The organism is Roseateles aquatilis (assembly GCF_002205645.1).
GTDB lineage: Bacteria > Pseudomonadota > Gammaproteobacteria > Burkholderiales > Burkholderiaceae_C > Roseateles > Roseateles aquatilis.
This window is the reverse complement of the sequence record NZ_NIOF01000011.1, coordinates 63,613-82,392: the sequence shown is the minus strand read 5'-3', so window position 1 is coordinate 82,392 and position 18,780 is coordinate 63,613. Positions and strand designations below refer to the sequence as shown.

General features: G+C 70.3%; 19 protein-coding genes and 1 tRNA gene. 15 read left to right on the top strand and 5 right to left on the bottom strand.

Features of this window, described 5'->3' with window-relative positions:
* Positions 1-48 precede the first annotated feature (48 nt).
* Positions 49-2,385, top strand: a complete 2,337-nt coding sequence (locus CDN99_RS20540; RefSeq protein ID WP_088386771.1) for a carbohydrate binding family 9 domain-containing protein — start codon at positions 49-51, stop codon at positions 2,383-2,385.
* On the opposite strand, the gene CDN99_RS20535 is transcribed toward CDN99_RS20540, so the two are convergent.
* From CDN99_RS20535 to CDN99_RS20525, 3 genes are all read right to left on the bottom strand, one after another.
* Positions 2,382-2,558, bottom strand: coding sequence for a type II toxin-antitoxin system MqsA family antitoxin (locus CDN99_RS20535; RefSeq protein ID WP_238139627.1), 177 nt, complete (start codon positions 2,556-2,558; stop codon positions 2,382-2,384). The two genes, CDN99_RS20540 and CDN99_RS20535, sit on opposite strands and share 4 nt — an antisense overlap.
* 192 nt (positions 2,559-2,750) lie before the next feature.
* The gene (locus CDN99_RS20530; RefSeq protein ID WP_141100892.1) at positions 2,751-3,635 is read right to left on the bottom strand and encodes a DMT family transporter; all 885 of its coding nucleotides are present in this window, start codon (positions 3,633-3,635) and stop codon (positions 2,751-2,753) included.
* A gap of 138 nt (positions 3,636-3,773) precedes the next feature.
* Entirely contained in the window at positions 3,774-4,406 is a 633-nt protein-coding gene (locus tag CDN99_RS20525) for a LysE family transporter (protein ID WP_088386768.1), read from the bottom strand.
* A 161-nt stretch (positions 4,407-4,567) separates the two neighbouring features.
* Between CDN99_RS20525 and CDN99_RS20520 the strand changes: the two genes are divergently transcribed.
* The 9 genes from CDN99_RS20520 (at position 4,568) to CDN99_RS20480 (ending at position 12,067) form a co-directional block, all read left to right on the top strand.
* Positions 4,568-6,034: a sodium:solute symporter gene (locus CDN99_RS20520; RefSeq protein ID WP_088386767.1), complete on the top strand. Its 1,467-nt coding sequence runs from the start codon at positions 4,568-4,570 to the stop codon at positions 6,032-6,034.
* Positions 6,035-6,223: 189 nt separating this feature from the next.
* A complete protein-coding gene (gene radA / locus CDN99_RS20515) occupies positions 6,224-7,582 on the top strand; it encodes a DNA repair protein RadA (protein ID WP_088386766.1) in 1,359 nt (452 codons plus the stop codon).
* A 125-nt stretch (positions 7,583-7,707) separates the two neighbouring features.
* On the top strand, positions 7,708-8,130 hold the full coding sequence (locus tag CDN99_RS20510; protein ID WP_238139626.1) for an antibiotic biosynthesis monooxygenase family protein: 423 nt from the start codon (positions 7,708-7,710) through the stop codon (positions 8,128-8,130).
* 77 nt (positions 8,131-8,207) lie between these two features.
* Positions 8,208-8,615, top strand: a complete 408-nt coding sequence (locus CDN99_RS20505) for a hypothetical protein (RefSeq protein WP_088386765.1) — start codon at positions 8,208-8,210, stop codon at positions 8,613-8,615.
* Between the two features lie 61 nt (positions 8,616-8,676).
* Complete coding sequence (locus CDN99_RS20500; RefSeq protein WP_088386764.1) at positions 8,677-9,600, top strand: branched-chain amino acid transaminase; 924 nt, start codon at positions 8,677-8,679, stop codon at positions 9,598-9,600.
* A 41-nt stretch (positions 9,601-9,641) separates the two neighbouring features.
* The gene (locus tag CDN99_RS20495; protein WP_088386763.1) at positions 9,642-9,872 is read left to right on the top strand and encodes a zinc-finger domain-containing protein; all 231 of its coding nucleotides are present in this window, start codon (positions 9,642-9,644) and stop codon (positions 9,870-9,872) included.
* Positions 9,873-9,927: 55 nt separating this feature from the next.
* Entirely contained in the window at positions 9,928-10,389 is a 462-nt protein-coding gene (locus CDN99_RS28925) for a YybH family protein (protein WP_088386762.1), read from the top strand.
* A gap of 12 nt (positions 10,390-10,401) precedes the next feature.
* A complete protein-coding gene (locus tag CDN99_RS20485; protein WP_088386761.1) occupies positions 10,402-11,466 on the top strand; it encodes a YheT family hydrolase in 1,065 nt (354 codons plus the stop codon).
* A gap of 52 nt (positions 11,467-11,518) precedes the next feature.
* Positions 11,519-12,067 (top strand): DUF2946 family protein, encoded by a 549-nt coding sequence (locus CDN99_RS20480; RefSeq protein WP_088386760.1) that lies wholly within the window; start codon positions 11,519-11,521, stop codon positions 12,065-12,067.
* A gap of 226 nt (positions 12,068-12,293) precedes the next feature.
* Here the strand turns inward: CDN99_RS20480 and CDN99_RS20475 are convergent, their stop codons facing one another.
* The gene (locus CDN99_RS20475; RefSeq protein WP_088386759.1) at positions 12,294-12,908 is read right to left on the bottom strand and encodes a c-type cytochrome; all 615 of its coding nucleotides are present in this window, start codon (positions 12,906-12,908) and stop codon (positions 12,294-12,296) included.
* 307 nt (positions 12,909-13,215) lie between these two features.
* Between CDN99_RS20475 and CDN99_RS20470 the strand changes: the two genes are divergently transcribed.
* Positions 13,216-13,290 (top strand) — tRNA-Arg (locus CDN99_RS20470).
* A gap of 115 nt (positions 13,291-13,405) precedes the next feature.
* Here the strand turns inward: CDN99_RS20470 and CDN99_RS20465 are convergent.
* Positions 13,406-14,296 carry a LysR family transcriptional regulator gene (locus CDN99_RS20465; RefSeq protein ID WP_088386758.1) on the bottom strand — a complete coding sequence of 297 codons (891 nt, stop codon included), beginning with the start codon at positions 14,294-14,296 and terminating at the stop codon, positions 13,406-13,408.
* Between the two features lie 134 nt (positions 14,297-14,430).
* Between CDN99_RS20465 and CDN99_RS20460 the strand changes: the two genes are divergently transcribed.
* The 4 genes from CDN99_RS20460 (at position 14,431) to CDN99_RS20445 (ending at position 18,769) form a co-directional block, all read left to right on the top strand.
* Entirely contained in the window at positions 14,431-15,432 is a 1,002-nt protein-coding gene (locus CDN99_RS20460; RefSeq protein WP_088386757.1) for a Bug family tripartite tricarboxylate transporter substrate binding protein, read from the top strand.
* A gap of 6 nt (positions 15,433-15,438) precedes the next feature.
* Positions 15,439-17,220: an IlvD/Edd family dehydratase gene (locus tag CDN99_RS20455; RefSeq protein ID WP_088386756.1), complete on the top strand. Its 1,782-nt coding sequence runs from the start codon at positions 15,439-15,441 to the stop codon at positions 17,218-17,220.
* A 103-nt stretch (positions 17,221-17,323) separates the two neighbouring features.
* Complete coding sequence (locus CDN99_RS20450) at positions 17,324-18,301, top strand: NAD-dependent epimerase/dehydratase family protein (RefSeq protein ID WP_088386755.1); 978 nt, start codon at positions 17,324-17,326, stop codon at positions 18,299-18,301.
* Between the two features lie 96 nt (positions 18,302-18,397).
* Positions 18,398-18,769, top strand: coding sequence for a hypothetical protein (locus CDN99_RS20445; RefSeq protein ID WP_088386754.1), 372 nt, complete (start codon positions 18,398-18,400; stop codon positions 18,767-18,769).
* Positions 18,770-18,780: the final 11 nt, after the last annotated feature.

Sequence of the window (18,780 nt, the reverse complement as noted above, 5' to 3'; positions counted from 1 at the left end):
CTTCCGTTCCGACCTTCCCTTCGCATGACACGTCGCGTTCCGACCCCGATGCTTGCCGTCGCCCTGATGCCGCTGCTGTTGATCGGCGTGCTCCTGGGCCTCCCCGTCCGCGCGCAGGGGCCGGCACATGCCGACGAGGCCGCCGCGCGCGTCCCGCCGCCCACGGCGCTGCAGGTGCTGCGCGTGAAGGGCGACGCCGAGGTGGTGCTGGACGGCACGCTGGACGAGGAAATCTGGTCCCGCGTGCCGACGCACGACCGCTTCGTCCAGTTGCAGCCGCGCGACCGGCAGGAGGCGCGCTGGCGCACGACGGTGCAGGTGATCATCGACCGCGGCGCGCTGATCGTCGGCATCCGCGCCTTCGACCCGGCGCCGGAGGCCATCCGCGCGCCGCTGGTGCGGCGGGACCGGGTGGCGCGCAGCCAGGACTACGTCGCCGTCTTCATCGATCCGGTCGGGCTGCGGCGCAGCGCGCAGTTCGTGCGGGTGAGCGCCAGCGGCATCGTCGCCGACGGCTTGTACAGCGCGCGCGATGCGGCGGAGAACCTGGCGCCCGACTTCGACGTGCAGGCCGCCGCGCGGCGCCTGCCGGACGGCTACAGCGTGGAGCTGCGCATCCCGTTCGCGGAGCTGCGATATCCGCTCGAGGGCGGCCAGCCGTGGCGGTTGATGGTGACGCGCAGCGTGCCGCGCGGCGAGAACGCGTTATGGGTGAGCGCGCCCCTGACGTCCGACGCCTTGCACCTGCTGGCGGAGATGCCGCCCATCGCCGCCGCCGACGACCTGGTCGACGAGTTGCGGGATCGCGGCTTCCTGCGCGTGCGGCCCGAGCTCACGTGGCGCCGCACGCAAGCCCGCGCCGCCGACGGCCGCACCACCAGCGACAACGAGGCCTTGCTGGGCGTGTCGGTCAAGTGGCGCCCACGCGCGGACTGGATCGTGGACGGCATGGTCAATCCCGATTTCTCGCAGGTGGAGCTCGACCAACCCCAACTCTCCGGCAACGTCCGCTACGCGTTGCGGCAGGCGGAGAAGCGGCCGTTCTTCCTCGAAAGCCTCGACGTCACCGGCCAGGGCCAGGGCAACGAGGACGGCTCGGCGCGCGGCCTGGCGGCCTTCTACTCGCGCGCGCTGGCCAATCCGCGCTGGGGGCTGCGCGCCACCTGGCGCGGCGCCGACGGCGACGCCACCGCGCTGGCCGTGCGCGACAAGGGCGGCGGCACGATGCTGCGCCCGTATGCCTACGGCACGATCGAGGCGCCGGTCCAGGCCCCCTCCAGCGCCGCCTTCCTGCGCCGCCGCTGGCAACTGGGCGACCTGGGCGTGGCGACGCTGCTGTCCAACCGCGATTACGGCGGCGGTCGCTACAACCGCGTCGGCGGCGCGAGCGTGGAAGGCGAGCTCGGCAGCGACTGGCAGTGGCGGGCGCAGGGGCTGCTGTCGTCCACGACGGCGGACCTGAACGACGACGACATGCTGGAGGCCACGCGGGCGCGGTCCGGTCATTACCTGTGGGTGGACCTGCAGCACCGCAGCGAGCGCTGGGCCTCCCGGCTGCACCTGGAGGAGATCAGTCCGCGCTTCGCCAACGACAACGGCTTCGTCAACCAGAGCGGCATCCGGCGGGTCTCCTACGAGCTGAACCGTCGGCTGGGGGTGATGCCGATGGGGTGGTTCGAGGCGGATGAATTCGAGTTGCAGCTCGCCTTGCAGGAGACACGGACGATGGCCGACGACCGCCACGGCGTGCCGTCCGGCGAGCGGGCGGACCGGTCGATATCGCCGGGCATCTGGTTCAGCGGACCGCGCATGCTGGATGCGTGGATGCATGCCAACGCGCGCTCGATCCGCAACGAGACCGGCGGTCGGCTGCATGAGGAACGCACGCTGGACTTCGGCATGACGATCAACCCGAGCGCCTGGTTCGCGACGCTGCGGCTGGAGTGGGAGAGCGGCCGCATGCTGGACGTGGACGCCGACCGGATCGTCAACGGCCGGACCGGCCGCACGGAGATGCTGCTGCGCGTGCCGCTGCCCGGCGGGACGGCGCTGGAGGCGGCGCCGCTGCTGAGCTGGTCGCGGCTGGATCGGCCCGGCGGCGGGCGCTCGCTCGACGAATGGGCGGGGCGACTGCTGACGGTGTTCCAGTGGAGCGCCGAGCACAGCGTGCGCCTGATCCTGCAGCGGCAACGCTCGACGCGGGAAGAGGAACCGAACCTGCTGAGCGCCACGCGCAGCACCGCCGACACGCGGTCGTTCATCTACCAGCACCGCCAGCCCCGCGGCACCGTGCTGGCCTTCGGCGTCACCGATACCCGCGCGGCGCCCAGCGGTCGCCGCAACACGGAGTGGTTCGCGAAGTACAGCGTGGATTTCTGGCGTTAGGCGGGGGCGTCGACCTGTTTGGAGAGCTCGTTCACCGCCTGGATGATTTTGTCGGTCTCGCGATGCTCTGTCAGGCATTCGTCGCAAGCAGGACAGTGGTCACCGGTCACGGCAGGAATCACGACCGTCCGCCCCTTATAGACATGCGCTGCATCCCGGGTGTCCAGGGCCATTTCAGCGAGTCCGCACACAGGGCATTTCATCTTGAGAGCTCCTCGGAAGAACTGATGAAGAGGGACGCCGACATGGCCCCCCCGTCGTCGAGGAGCGCAGCGTGCAAGTGGGTCAAATGCCCCCCCCTTGCGATAACGCAAGAACGGATGCCGGTTCCCTCCAGGGGAGGACACGGTCAGCGGCGCGTCAGTTCAGCGCCTCGGCCGCGTCGCCGCGTAGATGCTGCCCAGGCACAGCACCATGCCGGCGAGCGCCAGGGCCGTCGGCCGCCAGCCTTCGAAGATCGCGGAGATCCCCAGCGCGATGACCGGGATCACCACCCCGGTCAGCGCGGCCCGTGCCGTGCCCTGCCGCTGCGCGAGCTTGAAGTACAGGACGAAGGCCACCACCGACCCCAGCACCGCCAGGTACAGCAGGCTCAGCACGTACGACGGCGTCCACGCGAACGTCAGCCCCTGCCCCGTCACCAGCGACATGACCAGCAGGAACACCGACCCGTAGCCCATGCTCCACGCCAGCACCGGCACCAGCGCCAGGCCGCGGCGGGTGAGCGTCAGCGTCAGCACGTTGCCGACGCAGGCGGCCAGCACCGCCGCCAGGCCCAGCATCAGCCCGTAGGCCGCCGTCGGGCGCGCGCCGGTGGACGCGATCTCGGGCCAGAAGATCATCACCACGCCCAGCACCGCGCCGGCCGACGCGACCAGGAATCGCGCCGTCACCCGCTGGCCGAAGAACACCCGTCCCGACAACGCGTTGCCGAACACCATCAGGCAGAACAGCACCGCCACGAGTCCGGAGGGGATGTGGCGCTCCGCCTCGTAGACGGAGAAGTAATTGCCGCTGTATTGCACGATGCCCGTCGCCAGCATCAGCCCGTGCGCCGACAGCGGCAACTTCAGCGACAGCTTCTGCCAGCGCGCGAACGCCGCCAGCATCAACGCCGCCAGGCCGAAGCGCCAGCCCACCGAGTTCAGCACCGGCACGCCGGAGGCCAACTGGTACAGGATCACGTGCCAGGTGCTGGCCCAGATCAGCGTCGGGCCCCAGAACAACCAGCGGTCGGAAACGGTGGACATGAGCGGCGGCAATCGGGAGAACGAACGACCCCGGTCAGGGTCGATCCAAGCGGCCCGGTCGCGCGACGCGACCTTCGGCGGGCCGGGAAACGAGCAGGCCGCCTCGTGGGCGGCCTGCCGGGGAAGAGGCGCGAAGGTTCAGTCGGCGGCCTTCTTGAAGGTCGCGAGCAGCGCGCCGGCCGCCACGAACAACGAGCCGAACACCCGGTTCATCACCTTCAGGTGGCCCTCCGAGCGCAACGCCGACAGCACCCGCGCCGCCAGCACCGTGTAGCCGGCCATGACGACGGCGTCGGTGAAGGCCAGCGTCGCGCCGATCACCGCGTATTGCGGCGTCAGGCTGGTATGCAGGTTCAGGAACTGCGGCACCACGGCCAGCAGGAAGACGGTGCCCTTGGGGTTCACCGCGTTGATGCCCCAACCGCGCATCACCAGCTGGCGCCGCGTGACCCGCGTGCCCTCGGCCTGCTGCGCCACCAGCGGCCTGGCCGGCGCGCGCCACTGCTGGATGCCCAGGTAGACGAGGTAGGCCACGCCCACCCACTTGACCACCGCGAACGCCTGCTCGGACGCCGCGATCAGCGCCCCCAGGCCGGCACCGACGAACACGATCTGCGTCAGGATGCCCAGGATCAGCCCGATCGTCATGAAGTAGCCACGCTTGAAGCCGTGATTCAGTCCGGCGCTCATCGCCGCGATGGCACCGGCGCCCGGGGACAGGCTGATGGCCCACGAGGCCGCGAAAAACCCCAGCCAGACTGAAAACTCCATGATGCGACTCCTGCGAGGAGCCGAGGTTGTAGCACGGCACTTCGGAAATCTCGAAGGTCAGGGTTAACGCCGACCGCGCCCCGGGCGACCCAGCCCCCGGTTATGCCTGCCGCCGCGTTCGGAATGCGGCCAGCGCGCCCGCGCTTGAATAATCGCGCGCCATGTCAGCCTCCGTCCTGCTCATCGTCGTCGTCGCCTACTTCTCGCTGCTGCTGGCGGTCGCCTGGTGGACTTCACGCCGCGCCGACAACGACAGCTTCTTCATCGGCAACCGCAACAGCCACTGGGCGCTGGTGGCGTTCGGGATGATCGGCACGTCGCTCTCCGGCGTGACCTTCATCAGCGTGCCGGGCTCCGTCGGCGCCGGCGCGTTCAGCTACTTCCAGATCATGCTGGGCCAGATCGCCGGCTACGCGGTGGTCGCCTTCGTGCTGCTGCCGCTGTATTACCGGATGAACCTGAGCTCGATCTACCGCTACCTGGGGGATCGGCTCGGCATCGCGGCGCACCGCACCGGCGCCGGCTTCTTCATCCTGTCCCGCACCCTGGGCGCGACCGCCCGGCTCTACCTGGTCGTGCGCATCCTGCAGGACCTGGTGCTGGCGCAGTTCGGCATGCCGTTCTGGCTGAGCGCCCTGCTGGTGCTGGTCATGATCCTGCTCTACACGCTGGAGGGCGGCGTCAAGACCATCGTCTGGACCGACACGCTGCAGACCACCGGCATGCTGGGCGGGCTGGTCATCTGCGTGGTCTTCCTGCTGCACGCGATGGGGCTGGACGTGCTCGGCGGCTGGCAGGCGATGCGCTCGGCCGGCCTGGCGGAGGTCTTCGTCACCGATCCGATGAGCGCCTCCCACTGGGCCAAGCAGTTGCTGGCCGGCGCCGCGATCGCGGTGGCGATGACCGGGCTGGACCAGGAGATGATGCAGAAGAACATCTCGGTCAAGCGCCTCGCCGACGCGCAGAAGAACATGATGGTGATGGCGGCCATCATGACCGTCGTGGTGCTGCTCTTCCTGTTCCTGGGCGGGCTGCTGACGATGTACGCCCGGCAGCAGGGCATCGCCGCGCACGGCGACCGGCTGTTCCCCGCCGTCGTGATGGAGCACCTGCCGGCGTGGGTGCAGCTGATCTTCGTGGTGGCGCTGATCTCGGCGCTGTTCCCCAGCGCGGACGGCGCCATCACCGCGCTGACTTCCAGCACCTGCATCGACCTGATCGGCCTGCAGGAGCGTCGCGACTGGGACGAGGCCCGCAAGCGCCGCGTGCGCCGGATGGTGCACCTGGGCTACGCAGCGCTGTTCCTGCTGCTGACGCTGGGCTTCCGCTGGCTGGACGATGCCAGCATGGTCAACCTGATCCTGAAGCTGGCCGGCTACACCTATGGTCCGCTGCTGGGCCTGTTCGCCTTCGGCATCCTGACGCGGCGCACGCTGCGCGGCGGCGTGCTGCCGTGGATCGCGCTGGCGGCGCCGGCGCTGTGCTGGGTCGTCGACGCCCATCAGGCGACCTTCTTCGGCGACTACCGGATGGGGCTGGAGCTGCTGCTGGTCAACGCGGCGCTGACCTTCGGCGGCTTGTGGGCGGGCTCCCGCCCGGCCGGTTATCCACAGGCTTCCGTCGCCTGACGCCCGGCTCACCCACAGTCCGGCCCCAGCTCATCCCCAGCCCGCCCACAAGCCACCAACAGGCCGCCAACAGGCAATCAACAGGTTGCCCACAAGCCTTTCAACAGCCTTGCCCACAGGGCGCGGCGCCGATCGCGCGGGCCGGACTGCTGTCAGCCGGGCGCCGGCGGGCGGCGACAATCCCGCCCCATGGCCACCCCGAAAACCCAATACGTCTGCTCCGAATGCGGCGCCGCCAGCGCCAAGTGGCTGGGCCGCTGCCCGTCCTGCAACGCCTGGAACACGCTGGTGGAGACCGCCGCCGAGCCCACCGGCGCCAAGAACCGCTACCAGGCGCTGGCCCGCAGCCAGCCGGTGGCGACGCTGTCCGAGATCGAGGCGCGCGACTTCGACCGCACCCCCACCTCGCTGGAGGAGCTGGACCGCGTCCTGGGCGGCGGCATCGTCACCGGCGGGGTGGTGCTGATCGGCGGCGATCCGGGCATCGGCAAGTCCACGCTGCTGCTGCAGGCCGTGGATGCGTTGTCCCGGCAGATGAAGGCGCTCTACGTCACCGGCGAGGAATCCGGCGCCCAGGTCGCGATGCGCTCGCGCCGGTTGGGGCTGGACGGCTCGCAGGTGCGCGTGCTGGCCGAGATCGGCCTGGAGAAGATCCTCGCCACCATCGAGGTCGAGCAGCCCGACTTCTGCGTCATCGACTCGATCCAGACGCTGTACTCCGAGCAGCTCGCCTCCGCGCCCGGCTCGGTCGCGCAGGTGCGCGAGTGCGCGGCGCAACTCACCCGCACCGCCAAGGCCACCGGCTGCGCGATGGTGCTGGTGGGCCACGTGACCAAGGAAGGCGCGCTGGCCGGCCCGCGCGTGCTGGAGCACATCGTCGACACGGTCCTCTACTTCGAGGGCGACACGCACAGCAGCTACCGCCTGGTGCGCGCGATCAAGAACCGCTTCGGCGCGGTCAACGAGATCGGCGTCTTCGCGATGACCGAGAAGGGCCTGAAGGGCGTCACCAACCCGAGCGCGATCTTCCTGTCCACCCACGGCGAGCCGGTGCCCGGCTCCTGCGTGCTGGTGACGCTGGAGGGCACCCGGCCGCTGCTGGTGGAGCTGCAGGCGCTGGTCGACAGCGGCGGCCCGAGCCCGCGACGCCTGTCCGTGGGCCTGGAGCGCGACCGGCTGGCGATGCTGCTGGCCGTGCTGCACCGGCACGCGGGCGTGGCCACGATGGACCAGGACGTCTTCGTCAACGCCGTCGGCGGCGTGCGCATCAGCGAGCCGGCGGCCGACCTGGCGGTGCTGCTCGCGATCCAGAGCTCGCTGCGCGGCAAGCCGCTGCCCAAGGGCTTCTTCGCCTTCGGCGAGGTCGGCCTGGCGGGCGAGGTGCGCCCCGCGCCGCGCGGCCAGGAGCGGCTGAAGGAGGCCGCCAAGCTGGGGTTCTCCATCGCCGTGGTGCCGCAGGCCAACGCGCCGAAGAAGGCCATCCCCGGCCTGACCGTGCATGCGGTGGCCCGCATCGAGGACGCCATCGAGGTGCTGCGCGGCATGTGAGCGGCGGCGATTGCCCCGCGGCGCACGCTCGCGCCTGCGCAATCGCCACATTCGTCCGCGCGATGGGGCGACGACAATGCCGGCTGCACTCGACGCCCGCGCCGCCATCGCCACGGAGCCGCCCCATGACCACCGCCGACGCCATCGCCCGGTCCCTCGCCTCCCCCGGAGGGCGGACCGACTTCCCCTTCCAGCCGCCCTATTACGCGGTGATCTTCTGCAGCCAGCGCACCGACGCGCGCACCGACGACGGCTACGGCGAGACGGCCGACCGCATGGTCGCGCTGGCCGCCGCGCAGCCCGGCTACCTGGGCGTGGAGAGCGCCCGCGGCACCGACGGCCTGGGCATCACGGTGTCCTACTGGCGCAGCCTGGAGGACATTCGCGCCTGGCGCGCCGTCACCGAGCACGCGGCCGCCCGCGACCAGGGCCGCCGCGACTGGTACCGCCATTACGAGCTGCGCATCGCCAGGGTCGAGCGCCATTACGGCTGGGAGTCGGCCGACGGCGCCGCCGATCCGGCCGCGCCGGCCGCCGCTAGCGCCTAGAGCGCCAGGCCCGCCGCATCCCGGCCGCCTTTTTCCTCTTTCGCCCCTTTCACTGATTCTGTCCCGGAGCCCCTCGCATGAACCGACTCGTCGGCATCCTCCTCGCCATCGCCGCCATCGTGGCCGGCGGCGCCTTCTTCGGCTGGAAAGGCGCGATCCTGGGCCTGTCCTGCGTCGTCTTCTATCTGCTGCTCCAATTCACGCAGCTGATGAAGGTGATGCGCACCGCCAACGACGCGCCGATGGGCCACGTCTCCAGCGCGCTGATGCTGCAATCGCGGCTGCACCCCGGCATGAAGCTGATCGAGCTGATCAAGCTGTGCCGCTCGCTGGGCGTCAAGTCGGGCGAGAACACCTACCGCTGGACCGACGCCGGCGGCGACGCGGTGGACATCGTCATGGAACGCGGCGTGGTCGCGAGCTGGCAGCTGGTGCGCGCACCGGGCTCGCCGGAGGATGACGACGGACAGCCCCCGGCCGCATAAAATCCGCGACTTTGCAGCACGGACCGCTCGCGCGGCCCAAGAAAGCCTGGAAGGAAGACCCATGTCCCTGGACGACCGCGACGGCAAGATCTGGATGGACGGCGAGCTGGTGGACTGGCGCGACGCCAAGATCCACGTGCTGACCCACACGCTGCATTACGGCTGTGGTGCCTTCGAGGGCGTGCGCGCGTACCAGACCCCCGGCGGCACGGCCATCTTCCGGCTGCGCGAACACACCGAGCGGCTCTTCAACAGCGCCAAGATCCTGCGCATGAAGATCCCGTTCAGCGTCGAGCAGGTCGAGCAGGCGCAACGTGCCGTCGTGCGCGAGAACAACCTGGCCAGTTGCTACCTGCGTCCGCTGACCTGGATCGGCTCCGAGAAGCTGGGCGTCAGCCCCAAGGGCAACAAGGTCCACCTGATGGTCGCCGCCTGGGCCTGGGGCGCCTACCTGGGCGAGGAAGGCCTCAAGCGCGGCATCCGCGTCAAGACCAGCAGCTACACCCGCCACCACGTCAACATCACGATGACGCAGGCCAAGACGGTGTCCAACTACACCAACTCGATCCTGGCCAACATGGAAGCGACCGAGGACGGCTACGACGAGGCGTTGCTGCTGGACGCGTCCGGCTTCGTCTCCGAGGGCGCGGGCGAGAACCTGTTCATCATCAAGAACGGTGTCGTCTACACGCCGGACCTGTCGGCCGGCGCGCTCAACGGCATCACCCGCAACACCATCTTCGCGATCTGCCAGGACCTGGGCCTGAAGCTCGTGGAGAAGCGCATCACCCGCGACGAGGTCTACATCGCCGACGAGGCCTTCTTCACCGGCACCGCCGCGGAAGTGACGCCGATCCGCGAGCTCGACCGCCTGGAGATCGGCATCGGCAGCCGCGGCCCGATCACCGAGCAGATCCAGTCGGCCTTCTTCGACATCGTCGGCGGCCGCAATCCGAAGTACGCCCACTGGCTGACGCCGGTCTGAGCGACCAACGGCCACCGGCAGCAAGCCAAGAGAACAAGATCATGAGCGAAGCCAGCACCACCCCCGCCACCGCCCCGAAGGCGACCGTCGAAGTCACCGCCCAGGACCTGCAAGGTCCGGGCGTGGTCTTCTGCCCCAACCCCAAGATGCCGCTGTGGAGCAACCACCCGCGCGTCTTCATCGACCTGAGCCACACCGGCCAGGGCGCCTGCCCGTACTGCGGCACGCTCTACAAGCTCAAGGCCGGCGAGGTCCTGCCCGCCGGTCACTGACGCCCCGGCGTCGCCGCCCTCCGCCCCGTCCGACCTTCACCCAGGAACGAGACCCATGGTGCGCAAGCCTCAGACCGCCCTGCTGCTGGCCTCTCCCGAGGACACCGAAGCGCAGTTCTACGAGGCCCTGCAGGGTGGCGACCTGGAGCGGCTGATGGCCGTCTGGGGCGACGAGGACGAAGTCTGCTGCGTCCACCCGGGCGGACCGCGCATCGTCGGCGCGGGGGCGATCCGGGCCAGCTTCGAGGCGATCTTCGCCCGCGGCTCGGTGCCGGTGCATCCCGAGTGCCAGCGCAGGCTGGTGGTCGGCGACACGGCCATCCACCATGTGCTGGAGCGCGTCGAGATCACCGACGAGGACGGCGTCCAGAGCGCCTGGGTCGTCGCCACCAATGTCTACCTGAAGACGGCGCTGGGCTGGCGCATGGTCGCGCATCACGCGAGCCCGGGCACGTCGCAGGACGTGAAGCAGGAGATGTCGATCGCCGCCGTGGGCGCGCCGACGACGCTGCACTGAAAGAGATCCCGCATGCAGTACCAGGCGCCTCCCTGGTTGCCGGGAGGCCATGCCCAGACGATCTGGCCCGCGTTGTTCGCGCGCCGCTTCGACGGCCCGCCGCCCACCTTCCGCCGTGAGCGATGGGCGACGCCCGACGGGGACTTCCTCGACGTCGAGTTCCTGGTCGACGAGACCGGCACCCGGGGCTCCGCCGCGGGCACGTCGGCCAGGTCCGCCACCGGCGCGCCCGACACGGTCCACGCGCCCGGCCCGATCGCACCGGCCCCCGATGCCGCGGAGCGCCCGCTGCTCGTGGTCTTCCACGGCCTGGAGGGCGGCATCGACAGCCAGTACGTGCAGGCCTTCGCCGGCGTCGCGCGCCAGCGCGGCTGGGCGTTCGCGATGCCCTACTTCCGCGGCTGCTCGGGCGAGATCAACCTGGCGCCGCGCGCGTACCACTCGGGCGACTTCGAGGAAATCGGCTGGATCCTGGCCCGGCTGCGCGCCACGCATCGCGGCCCGATGATCGCGGCCGGCGTCTCGCTGGGCGGCAACGCGCTGCTGCGCTGGGCCCAGGAGGCCGGCGAGTCGGCGGCGGGCACGGTCCGGGCGGTGTGCTCGATCTGCTCGCCGCTGGACCTGACGGCGGCCGGCCATGCGATCGGCAAGGGCTTCAACGGGCTGGTCTACACGCCGATGTTCCTGCGCACGATGATGCCCAAGGCGCTGCTCAAGCTGCAGCAGCATCCGGGCCTGTTCGACGGCGACCGGCTGCGGCGCGTGCGCAATCTCTATGAGTTCGACAACATCTTCACCGGACCGCTGCACGGCTTCCGCGACGTCGACGATTACTGGCTGCGCGCCTCCGCGAAGCCGCACCTGGCGCGCATCCGCGTGCCGGCGCTGGTGCTGAACGCCCGCAACGACCCGTTCGTGCCGGCACGGAGCTTGCCGGCACAGGGGCAGGTCGGCGCGTTCGTGACGCTCTGGCAACCGCGCGACGGCGGGCACGTGGGCTTCCCGTCCGGCCGTCCGCCCGGCCACGTGCGCACGATGCCGGAGCGCGTGACCGACTGGTTCGCGGCACGGCTGTGAGCGCGTCCAGCCCGCCGCCGATCGGACCCATGACACGGAAGTGAGACCGCAGATGGACGCCATCGTCGAAGCCGCGCTGAAGAAATGGCCCAATGTGCCGCACTGCTACGGCTGGCTGGCGCTGGACGCGCGCGGCGACTGGTACATGCGCGACGAGCGCATCCAGGCGGCCGGCCCGTTCCCGCGGGTCAAGGGCAGCCGCATCGTGCATGACAAGCTGATCAGCTTCATCCACCGCAACTACGGCGCGGACGAGCACGGCGCCTGGTTCTTCCAGAACGGGCCGCAGCGCGTCTACCTGCAACTGGAGGCCGCGCCGTGGGTCTGGCGCCTGCAGCCGGACGGCCGCGTGCTCAGCCACACCGATCGCGAGGCGCGGGTCGCCGCGGCGGTGCTGGACGAGGCCGACCGGCTGTTCCTGGAGACCGACCTGGGGCTGGGCCTCGTCCACACGCAGGACATGGGGCCGGCCGCCGATGCGATCGAGGCGGGACGCTGGGCCCTGTCACACAGCACGCATGCGGCGTTGATCGCCAGGCACGGCGTGGTGCTCGATCCGGTCGAAGCGCCCCGGTCGATCGCTTCTCCAGGCAAGGCCTGACCCCCGGGCGCACTCCGCCGCGGGCCTCTTCCCCCTTCATCGGTGCGAGCGGATGCGCTCATGCTGTGACGGGGAGGCCCCATGAGGCCGTCGTGTCGCGTCGTGTCGTGTCGTGTCGTGGCGGGTGCGGTAGCGCCATGGCGTGGCGACCCGCGGCTCCCGCGTTCCAGAAACGACAAAGCCGGCGCGAGGCCGGCTTCGGGGATCGGCGCGCGCGCCGGGGGTGTTACTGCGAGGCGCCGGACGCCGCCGTGGCGGGCGCCGAGGCGCCGGCATCGGCCGCCGCGCCGGATGCGGCCGCGGCGGGCAGCTTGGGGTCGTCGAACTTGGCGCCGCCGTGATTGGCCATGTAGACCACGGCGCGGGAGATCTCGAAGTCGCTGAAGTCGCCGCCGCCTTGCGGGCCCATGTTGCCCTTGCCCTTCAGGGCCGAGTGCACCAGCGCGTCGACGCCGGTCTTCACGCGCGGGCCCCAGGCATCGGCGTCGCCGAACTTGGGCGCGCCGGCGACGCCGGCGGCGTGGCAGGCGGCGCACTGGGCCTGGAAGACCTGCTCGCCGGACTTCATGGCGGCGGGGTTGGAGAGGTCCTTGAGCTCGATGCTGCCGACCGGCTGGATGCGGGCGGCGACGGCCTGCTCGTCCAGGCCGGTGCTGCCGGCGGCGGGCTTGACCTCGCTGGAGACGTAGTTCGCGAGCATCACGATGATCACGATCGGGATCACGAACGCGAAGAAGACAGCGACGGCGAGCTGCTTGGGCGTCTTGATCGGGCCCTCGTGGGCGTCGTGTGCTTCAGCGTGCGTGTCCTGGGCGTGGGCGTGATCCTGGGTTCCGCTCATGAATTCCTCGTGGATGTCGGCAGTGAAATCGAATCGAAGACAGCAGATTCGGGTCCGCGTCGCGGCGCGTTTCGGGAGGTGTTTCCGGATGCGTTCCCGCAGTGGAAAACGGTCCTCCGACGCGGACCGGGGGCAGCAAATCGGCGCAGTATAGCCAGCGCCTCGCCGCCCCACCCTGGGGCTTTCGTCAGGGCCGCCGCCTGACGGCGCGGTGCAACGGCGAGGGTCGGAACGCGCAAGTCCGCGACGCGGTGTTGGCGGCTTCGGCCGGGAGGCCGCGGAACAAGGCTAGAATGCGCGCTTCGCCGCGACCGTGGTGAAGTGGATATCATTGGGCCCTCCGAAGGCTTAGTCGCAAGTTCGATTCTTGCCGGTCGCACCAGAATTCGCCGAGCTGGCCGTCCCGTTGGGACCGCGGCTCGCAACCAATCGGGACCCTCGCGGTCCCGATCTGCTTTCCGGACCGCGCGTCGCGCGCCGTCGTGCCGACGCCGCCCTCAGCGCGCCTTCCTCTTCGGCCGCGAGAACAGTGCCTCGGCCTGCTCCAGGAACATGCGCGCGATCGGCGCCCGCGGGCTGTGGGCGCTCCAAACGAAGCCGCTCTTGCGCATCGGCGCGGTGCCGGGCAACGGCACCTTCTGGATGGACAACCCGCTGGACCACAGCGCCGACCAGTCCGGCAGCAACGAGATCCCCAGCCCCTGATCCACCATCGCGGCGATCGACATCAACCCGTTGATCTCCAGCCGCCGATGAGGGGTCAGGCCGTGCTGGCGCAGATAGCGGTCCGCCAGCTGTCCGCCCAGCACCGATCGGTCGTACTGGATGAAGGGCTCGGTCCGCAGCAGGTCATGCGCGTCGCGTCGCGCCAGCTCCTTCGGCGCGACGACGACCAGCGGCTCCGTCATCAGCTCGCGCCACTCGCAGGTCTTGGGAATCGCGAACTGCGGCTCGACGACGACCGCGGCATCCAGGTCCCCGGCCGCCACCATGCGGACCAGCTCCGTGGACGCGTTCGAGACCACCGACACCGACAGGTTGGGATGGCTCGCGTATAGGCGCCGCAGCACCGGCGGCAGCACCGTCGTCAGCGCCGAGACGAACGCCCCGAGCCGCAGCTCGCCCAGTTGCACCTTCTCGTTGGCCAGCGCGCGCAGATCGCGCTCCTCGCGCAGCATGTTGCGCGCGCGGTCGAAGATGTTCAGCCCCGCCGCCGTCGGCTTGACGGCGCGTCCCGACCGGCGGACCAGCTGCGCGCCCAGGTCGTCCTCCAGCGCCTTCAGGCGCGCGGCGACCGCGGGCGCGGTCATGTCGAGCCGGCGCGCCGCCTCGGCGATCGACCCGCACTCCACCGTCGTGACGAAGCTCTGAACGTATCGCAGATCCATGCCGGCGCCCCCTCGACCCTGTTTTTCCTGGAAGGTCGAACATAAGGAATTTTTTGATCTGAAGCAATGGGAACCAAATTGCTCTCCGGTCCTCCTTGACCAACCATTGGCCCCCATAACGACCAGGAGACTCCATGCCCCGCACCACCGGCATCCATCGCCGCCAGATCCTCGCGACCGCCGTCGCCGCTTCCGCGCTCGCCTTCGCCGGCACCGCCCACGCCGCGCCCTATCCGGACAAGGTCATCACGATGATCGTGCCGTTCTCCCCGGGCGGCGCGACGGACATCATCGGCCGCATCCTCGCCGCGGAGCTCTCGACCGGCCTGGGCAAGCAGGTGATCGTCGAGAACCGCGCCGGCGCGGGGGGCAACCTGGGCGCGCAGGCCGTGGCCAAGGCAGCGCCCGACGGCTACACCATCCTGATGGGTGCGATGACGTCGCACTCGACGATCGCGACGCTGGAAAAGGGCAAGGTCCGCTACGACCTGGTCAAGGACTTCCAGACCGTGGCGGTGGTGGGCAGCGTGCCGCTGGTCTTCGTGGCCAACACCTCGGTGCCCGCCAAGTCGCTGAAGGAGCTGGTGGCCTACGTCAAGGCGAACCCCGGCAAGGTGTCCTTCGGCTCGTCGGGCGCCGGCGCGCCGCAGCGCATGGCCTCGGAGATGCTGAAGCTGCAGGGCAAGCTCGAGACCGAGAACATCCCCTATCGCGGCAGCGGCCCCGCCGTCACCGACCTGATCGCGGGCCAGCTCCAGTTCATGGCCGAGACCGTGCCGGCGGTGCTGCAGTTCATCAAGGGCGGCAAGCTCACGCCGCTGGCGGTCGCCGCGTCGACGCGCGACCCCAACCTGCCCGACGTGCCAACGACCGCCGAGGCGGGATTCCCCGCCCTCGAAGTGACCTCCACCTTCGGCGTCCTGGTGCCCGCGGGCACGCCGGCCGACGTCGTGCAGCGCCTGAACGGCGCCATCTACAAGGGCCTCAAGAAGCCCGAGGTCCAGGCGCAACTGGCCCAGCAGGGCGTCATCCCGCAGGCACCGCTGACCCCGGCCGCGGCCCAGGACCGGCTCAAGGGCGAGGTGGCGAAATGGGCCCGCGTCATCGCCGCGGCCAACATCAAGGCAGACGAGTGAACCATCGTGAGCAATGACGCCAACGACCCCCACGACCACGACGACAGCCATGGCGCCGACGCCGCCAAGGGCCCCGAGGGCCTCAGGAAGGGCCTGACCAACTACGGCGACCAGGGCTTCTCGCTGTTCCTGCGCAAGGCGTTCATCAAGGGCGCGGGCTATTCGGACGACGCGCTGGACCGCCCCGTCATCGGCATCACCAACACCGGCAGCAGCTACAACCCGTGCCACGGCAACATGCCGCAGCTGCTGGAGGCGGTCAAGCGCGGCATCATGCTCGCCGGCGGGCTGCCGATGGACTTCCCGACCATCTCGGTGCACGAGAGCTTCTCGGCGCCGACCAGCATGTACCTGCGCAACCTCATGTCCATGGACACCGAGGAGTTGGTGCGCGCGCAGCCGATGGACGCGGTGGTGCTGATCGGCGGTTGCGACAAGACGGTGCCGGCACAGTTGATGGGCGCGGCGTCGGCCGGCATTCCGGCGATCCAGCTGATCACCGGGTCGATGCTGACCGGCAGCCACCGCGGCGAGCGCGTCGGCGCCTGCACCGACTGCCGCCGCTACTGGGGCAAGTACCGCGCGGAGGAGATCGACGCGCAGGAGATCTCGGACGTCAACAACCAGTTGGTCGCCAGCGTCGGCACCTGCTCGGTGATGGGCACCGCCAGCACCATGGCCTGCGTGGCCGAGGCGCTGGGCATGACGGTGCCGGGCGGCGCCTCGCCCCCCGCCGTGACCGCGGACCGCATCCGCATCGCCGAGCAGACCGGCGCGCAAGCCGTCGCGCTGGCGCGCCAGGGGCTCACGATCGACAGGATCCTGACGCCGGCCGCCTTCGAGAACGCGCTGCGCGTGCTGCTGGCCATCGGCGGCTCGACCAACGGCATCGTGCACCTGACCGCCATCGCCGGGCGCATGGGCATCGACATCGATCTGGCCGGGCTGGACCGCATGGGCCGCGAGACGCCGGTGCTGCTGGACCTGAAGCCCTCGGGCCAGCATTACATGGAGGACTTCCACGCGGCGGGGGGCATGGCCACGCTGCTGCGCGAGCTCAAGCCGCTGCTGCGCCTGGAGGCCCTGACCGTCACCGGCCGGACCCTGGGCGAGGAGATCGAGCGCGCGGGCGACGGCTTCGCGCAGGACGTCGTGCGGCCCTTCGACCAGCCCATCTACCCGCAGGGCGGCCTGGCGGTGCTGCGCGGCAACCTGGCGCCCGGCGGCGCGATCATCAAGCAGTCCGCGGCCGACCCCAGGCTCATGGAGCACGAAGGCCGGGCCGTCGTCTTCGAGAACAGCGCGGACCTGGCCAATCGCATCGACAGCGACGACCTGGACGTCACGGCCGACGACATCCTGGTGCTGAAGAACATCGGGCCGAAGGGAGCCCCCGGCATGCCGGAGGCGGGCTACATCCCCATCCCCCGCAAGCTCGCGCGCGCCGGCGTGAAGGACATCGTGCGCGTCTCCGACGGCCGCATGAGCGGCACCGCCTTCGGCACCATCGTGCTGCACGTGACGCCGGAGGCGGCGGTCGGCGGCCCGCTGGCCCATGTGCGCAATGGCGACCGCATCCGCCTGAGCGTCAAGGCGCGCGAGATCGCGCTGCTGGTCTCCGATGAGGAACTCGCGAAACGGGCCGCGGAGAACCCGGTCGTCGAGCCGACCGCCGACCGCGGCTATCGGAAGCTGTTCCTGCAGACCGTCACCCAGGCGGACAAGGGCGTCGACTTCGACTTCCTGCGCGCCGCCAAGACGACGGGCAAGGCGCCGGAGCGGGATTGACGGACGCGGCGCCGGTCCCCCCGCGAGGGGCGGCCGGCGTCGTTGGTCCGGAGCCTCCGTGCCCTCCGGCATCCGGCGCGGCATCGGCCCACAATCGGCGCCCATGCGCCTCCTCATCCTCGGCGGGACCGTCTTCCTCGGCCGCCACGTCATCGATGCCGCGCTCGCGCGCGGTCACGCCGTCACCATGCTGAACCGCGGCCGCCATGGCCGCGGCCTGTTCCCCGAGGTCGAGCGGCTCATCGGCGATCGCGACGGCGACATGAGCGCGCTGCGCGGCCGGAGCTTCGACGCCGTCATCGATTGCAGCGCCTTCACGCCCGCCCAGATCGACCGCACGCTGGCGGCGCTGGACACGGGCGCGCCGCAGGTGGTGTTCGTGTCGTCGATCTCGGCCTACGGACGTTTCGAGCCCGGCAAGGTCTACGACGAGTCGACCGCCCTCGCCGCCGGCCATGAAGGCTACGGCGCGCTGAAAGCCCGCGCCGAGGAAGCGCTGGCGCGCGCCCTGCCCGATCGTCACGCCATCGTCCGGCCGGGCCTGATCGTCGGCCCGCACGATCCCACCGGGCGCTTCACCTACTGGCCGACGCGCGTCGCGCGCGGCGGCGAGATCCTCGCGCCGGGGCGACCGGAGCGACCGGTCCAGTTCATCGACGCCCGCGACCTCGCGTTGTTCTGCATCACGCTGGCGGAATCGCGTGCGACGGGCGCCTTCAACGCGATCGGTCATCGCCTGCCGATGCTCGAGCTGCTGGACACCTGCCTCGACGCCGCGCCGGCCAGCGACGCGCGCTTCACCTGGGTGCCGGACGAGACGCTGCTGGCGATGGACGTCGTGCCCTGGACCGGCCTGCCGCTGTGGCTGCCCGAGAGCGACCCGGCGTACGGCGGCATGCTGCTCGCGGACGCCAGGCGCGCCTACGCGGCGGGATTGACCACACGTCCCGTCCTGGCGTCGGTCACGGACACGCTGGCGTGGGCGACCGCGCCGCGCGACACGGACTGGGACGGCGCGAAGCTCGTCGCCGCGCTGACGCCGGAGCGCGAGGCCGAATGCCTTGCACGCGTGAAGGCCTGACGGGCGCGATCCCCGGCTCCCGCGGAGCCTTCCTGCCGCTGGCCAAAGCTGCTACAAAACGCGCCGTCACGACATCGCCAATCAGGGAGGAAGCTCATGCTCATCAAACCGTCTCGTGCCCTCGCGCTGCTGCTGGTTCTGCCAGTGCTCGCCAACGCCGCTAGCTACAACTGCTCCGGCAGCGTCGACCAGGTCACCGTCGACCCCAATGGGGAAGTGAACGCGTCGTTCACCTTCGACGGCGGCGGCATGTCCTGGCAGGCGGTCTGCTCTCTCAATGAGAACCCGGCCTTCAACGTGACGCCGGCCGCATGCAAGGGCATCCTGGCGACGCTGTTGCTGGCGAATCAAACCCGCAAGCATGTGCGGATGTGGTTCGACAACGACACCAACGGCAGTTGCTCGGCACCGCAGTGGCAGAAGCTGCGGCAGTCCGGGTGGTACTGGGGCCCCAGCCTTCAGGGCTGAGCGACGGCGGC

Excerpts from the sequence above, each read along its gene's own strand:
- CDN99_RS20540 (WP_088386771.1), top strand. The coding sequence starts at position 49 with ATGCTTGCCGTCGCCCTGATGCCGCTGCTGTTGATCGGCGTGCTCCTG.
- CDN99_RS20535 (WP_238139627.1), bottom strand. The coding sequence starts at position 2,558 with ATGGCCCTGGACACCCGGGATGCAGCGCATGTCTATAAGGGGCGGACG.
- CDN99_RS20530 (WP_141100892.1), bottom strand. The coding sequence starts at position 3,635 with ATGTCCACCGTTTCCGACCGCTGGTTGTTCTGGGGCCCGACGCTGATC.
- CDN99_RS20525 (WP_088386768.1), bottom strand. The coding sequence starts at position 4,406 with ATGGAGTTTTCAGTCTGGCTGGGGTTTTTCGCGGCCTCGTGGGCCATC.
- CDN99_RS20520 (WP_088386767.1), top strand. The coding sequence starts at position 4,568 with ATGTCAGCCTCCGTCCTGCTCATCGTCGTCGTCGCCTACTTCTCGCTG.
- radA (WP_088386766.1), top strand. The coding sequence starts at position 6,224 with ATGGCCACCCCGAAAACCCAATACGTCTGCTCCGAATGCGGCGCCGCC.
- CDN99_RS20510 (WP_238139626.1), top strand. The coding sequence starts at position 7,708 with ATGACCACCGCCGACGCCATCGCCCGGTCCCTCGCCTCCCCCGGAGGG.
- CDN99_RS20505 (WP_088386765.1), top strand. The coding sequence starts at position 8,208 with ATGAACCGACTCGTCGGCATCCTCCTCGCCATCGCCGCCATCGTGGCC.
- CDN99_RS20500 (WP_088386764.1), top strand. The coding sequence starts at position 8,677 with ATGTCCCTGGACGACCGCGACGGCAAGATCTGGATGGACGGCGAGCTG.
- CDN99_RS20495 (WP_088386763.1), top strand. The coding sequence starts at position 9,642 with ATGAGCGAAGCCAGCACCACCCCCGCCACCGCCCCGAAGGCGACCGTC.
- CDN99_RS28925 (WP_088386762.1), top strand. The coding sequence starts at position 9,928 with ATGGTGCGCAAGCCTCAGACCGCCCTGCTGCTGGCCTCTCCCGAGGAC.
- CDN99_RS20485 (WP_088386761.1), top strand. The coding sequence starts at position 10,402 with ATGCAGTACCAGGCGCCTCCCTGGTTGCCGGGAGGCCATGCCCAGACG.
- CDN99_RS20480 (WP_088386760.1), top strand. The coding sequence starts at position 11,519 with ATGGACGCCATCGTCGAAGCCGCGCTGAAGAAATGGCCCAATGTGCCG.
- CDN99_RS20475 (WP_088386759.1), bottom strand. The coding sequence starts at position 12,908 with ATGAGCGGAACCCAGGATCACGCCCACGCCCAGGACACGCACGCTGAA.
- CDN99_RS20465 (WP_088386758.1), bottom strand. The coding sequence starts at position 14,296 with ATGGATCTGCGATACGTTCAGAGCTTCGTCACGACGGTGGAGTGCGGG.
- CDN99_RS20460 (WP_088386757.1), top strand. The coding sequence starts at position 14,431 with ATGCCCCGCACCACCGGCATCCATCGCCGCCAGATCCTCGCGACCGCC.
- CDN99_RS20450 (WP_088386755.1), top strand. The coding sequence starts at position 17,324 with ATGCGCCTCCTCATCCTCGGCGGGACCGTCTTCCTCGGCCGCCACGTC.
- CDN99_RS20445 (WP_088386754.1), top strand. The coding sequence starts at position 18,398 with ATGCTCATCAAACCGTCTCGTGCCCTCGCGCTGCTGCTGGTTCTGCCA.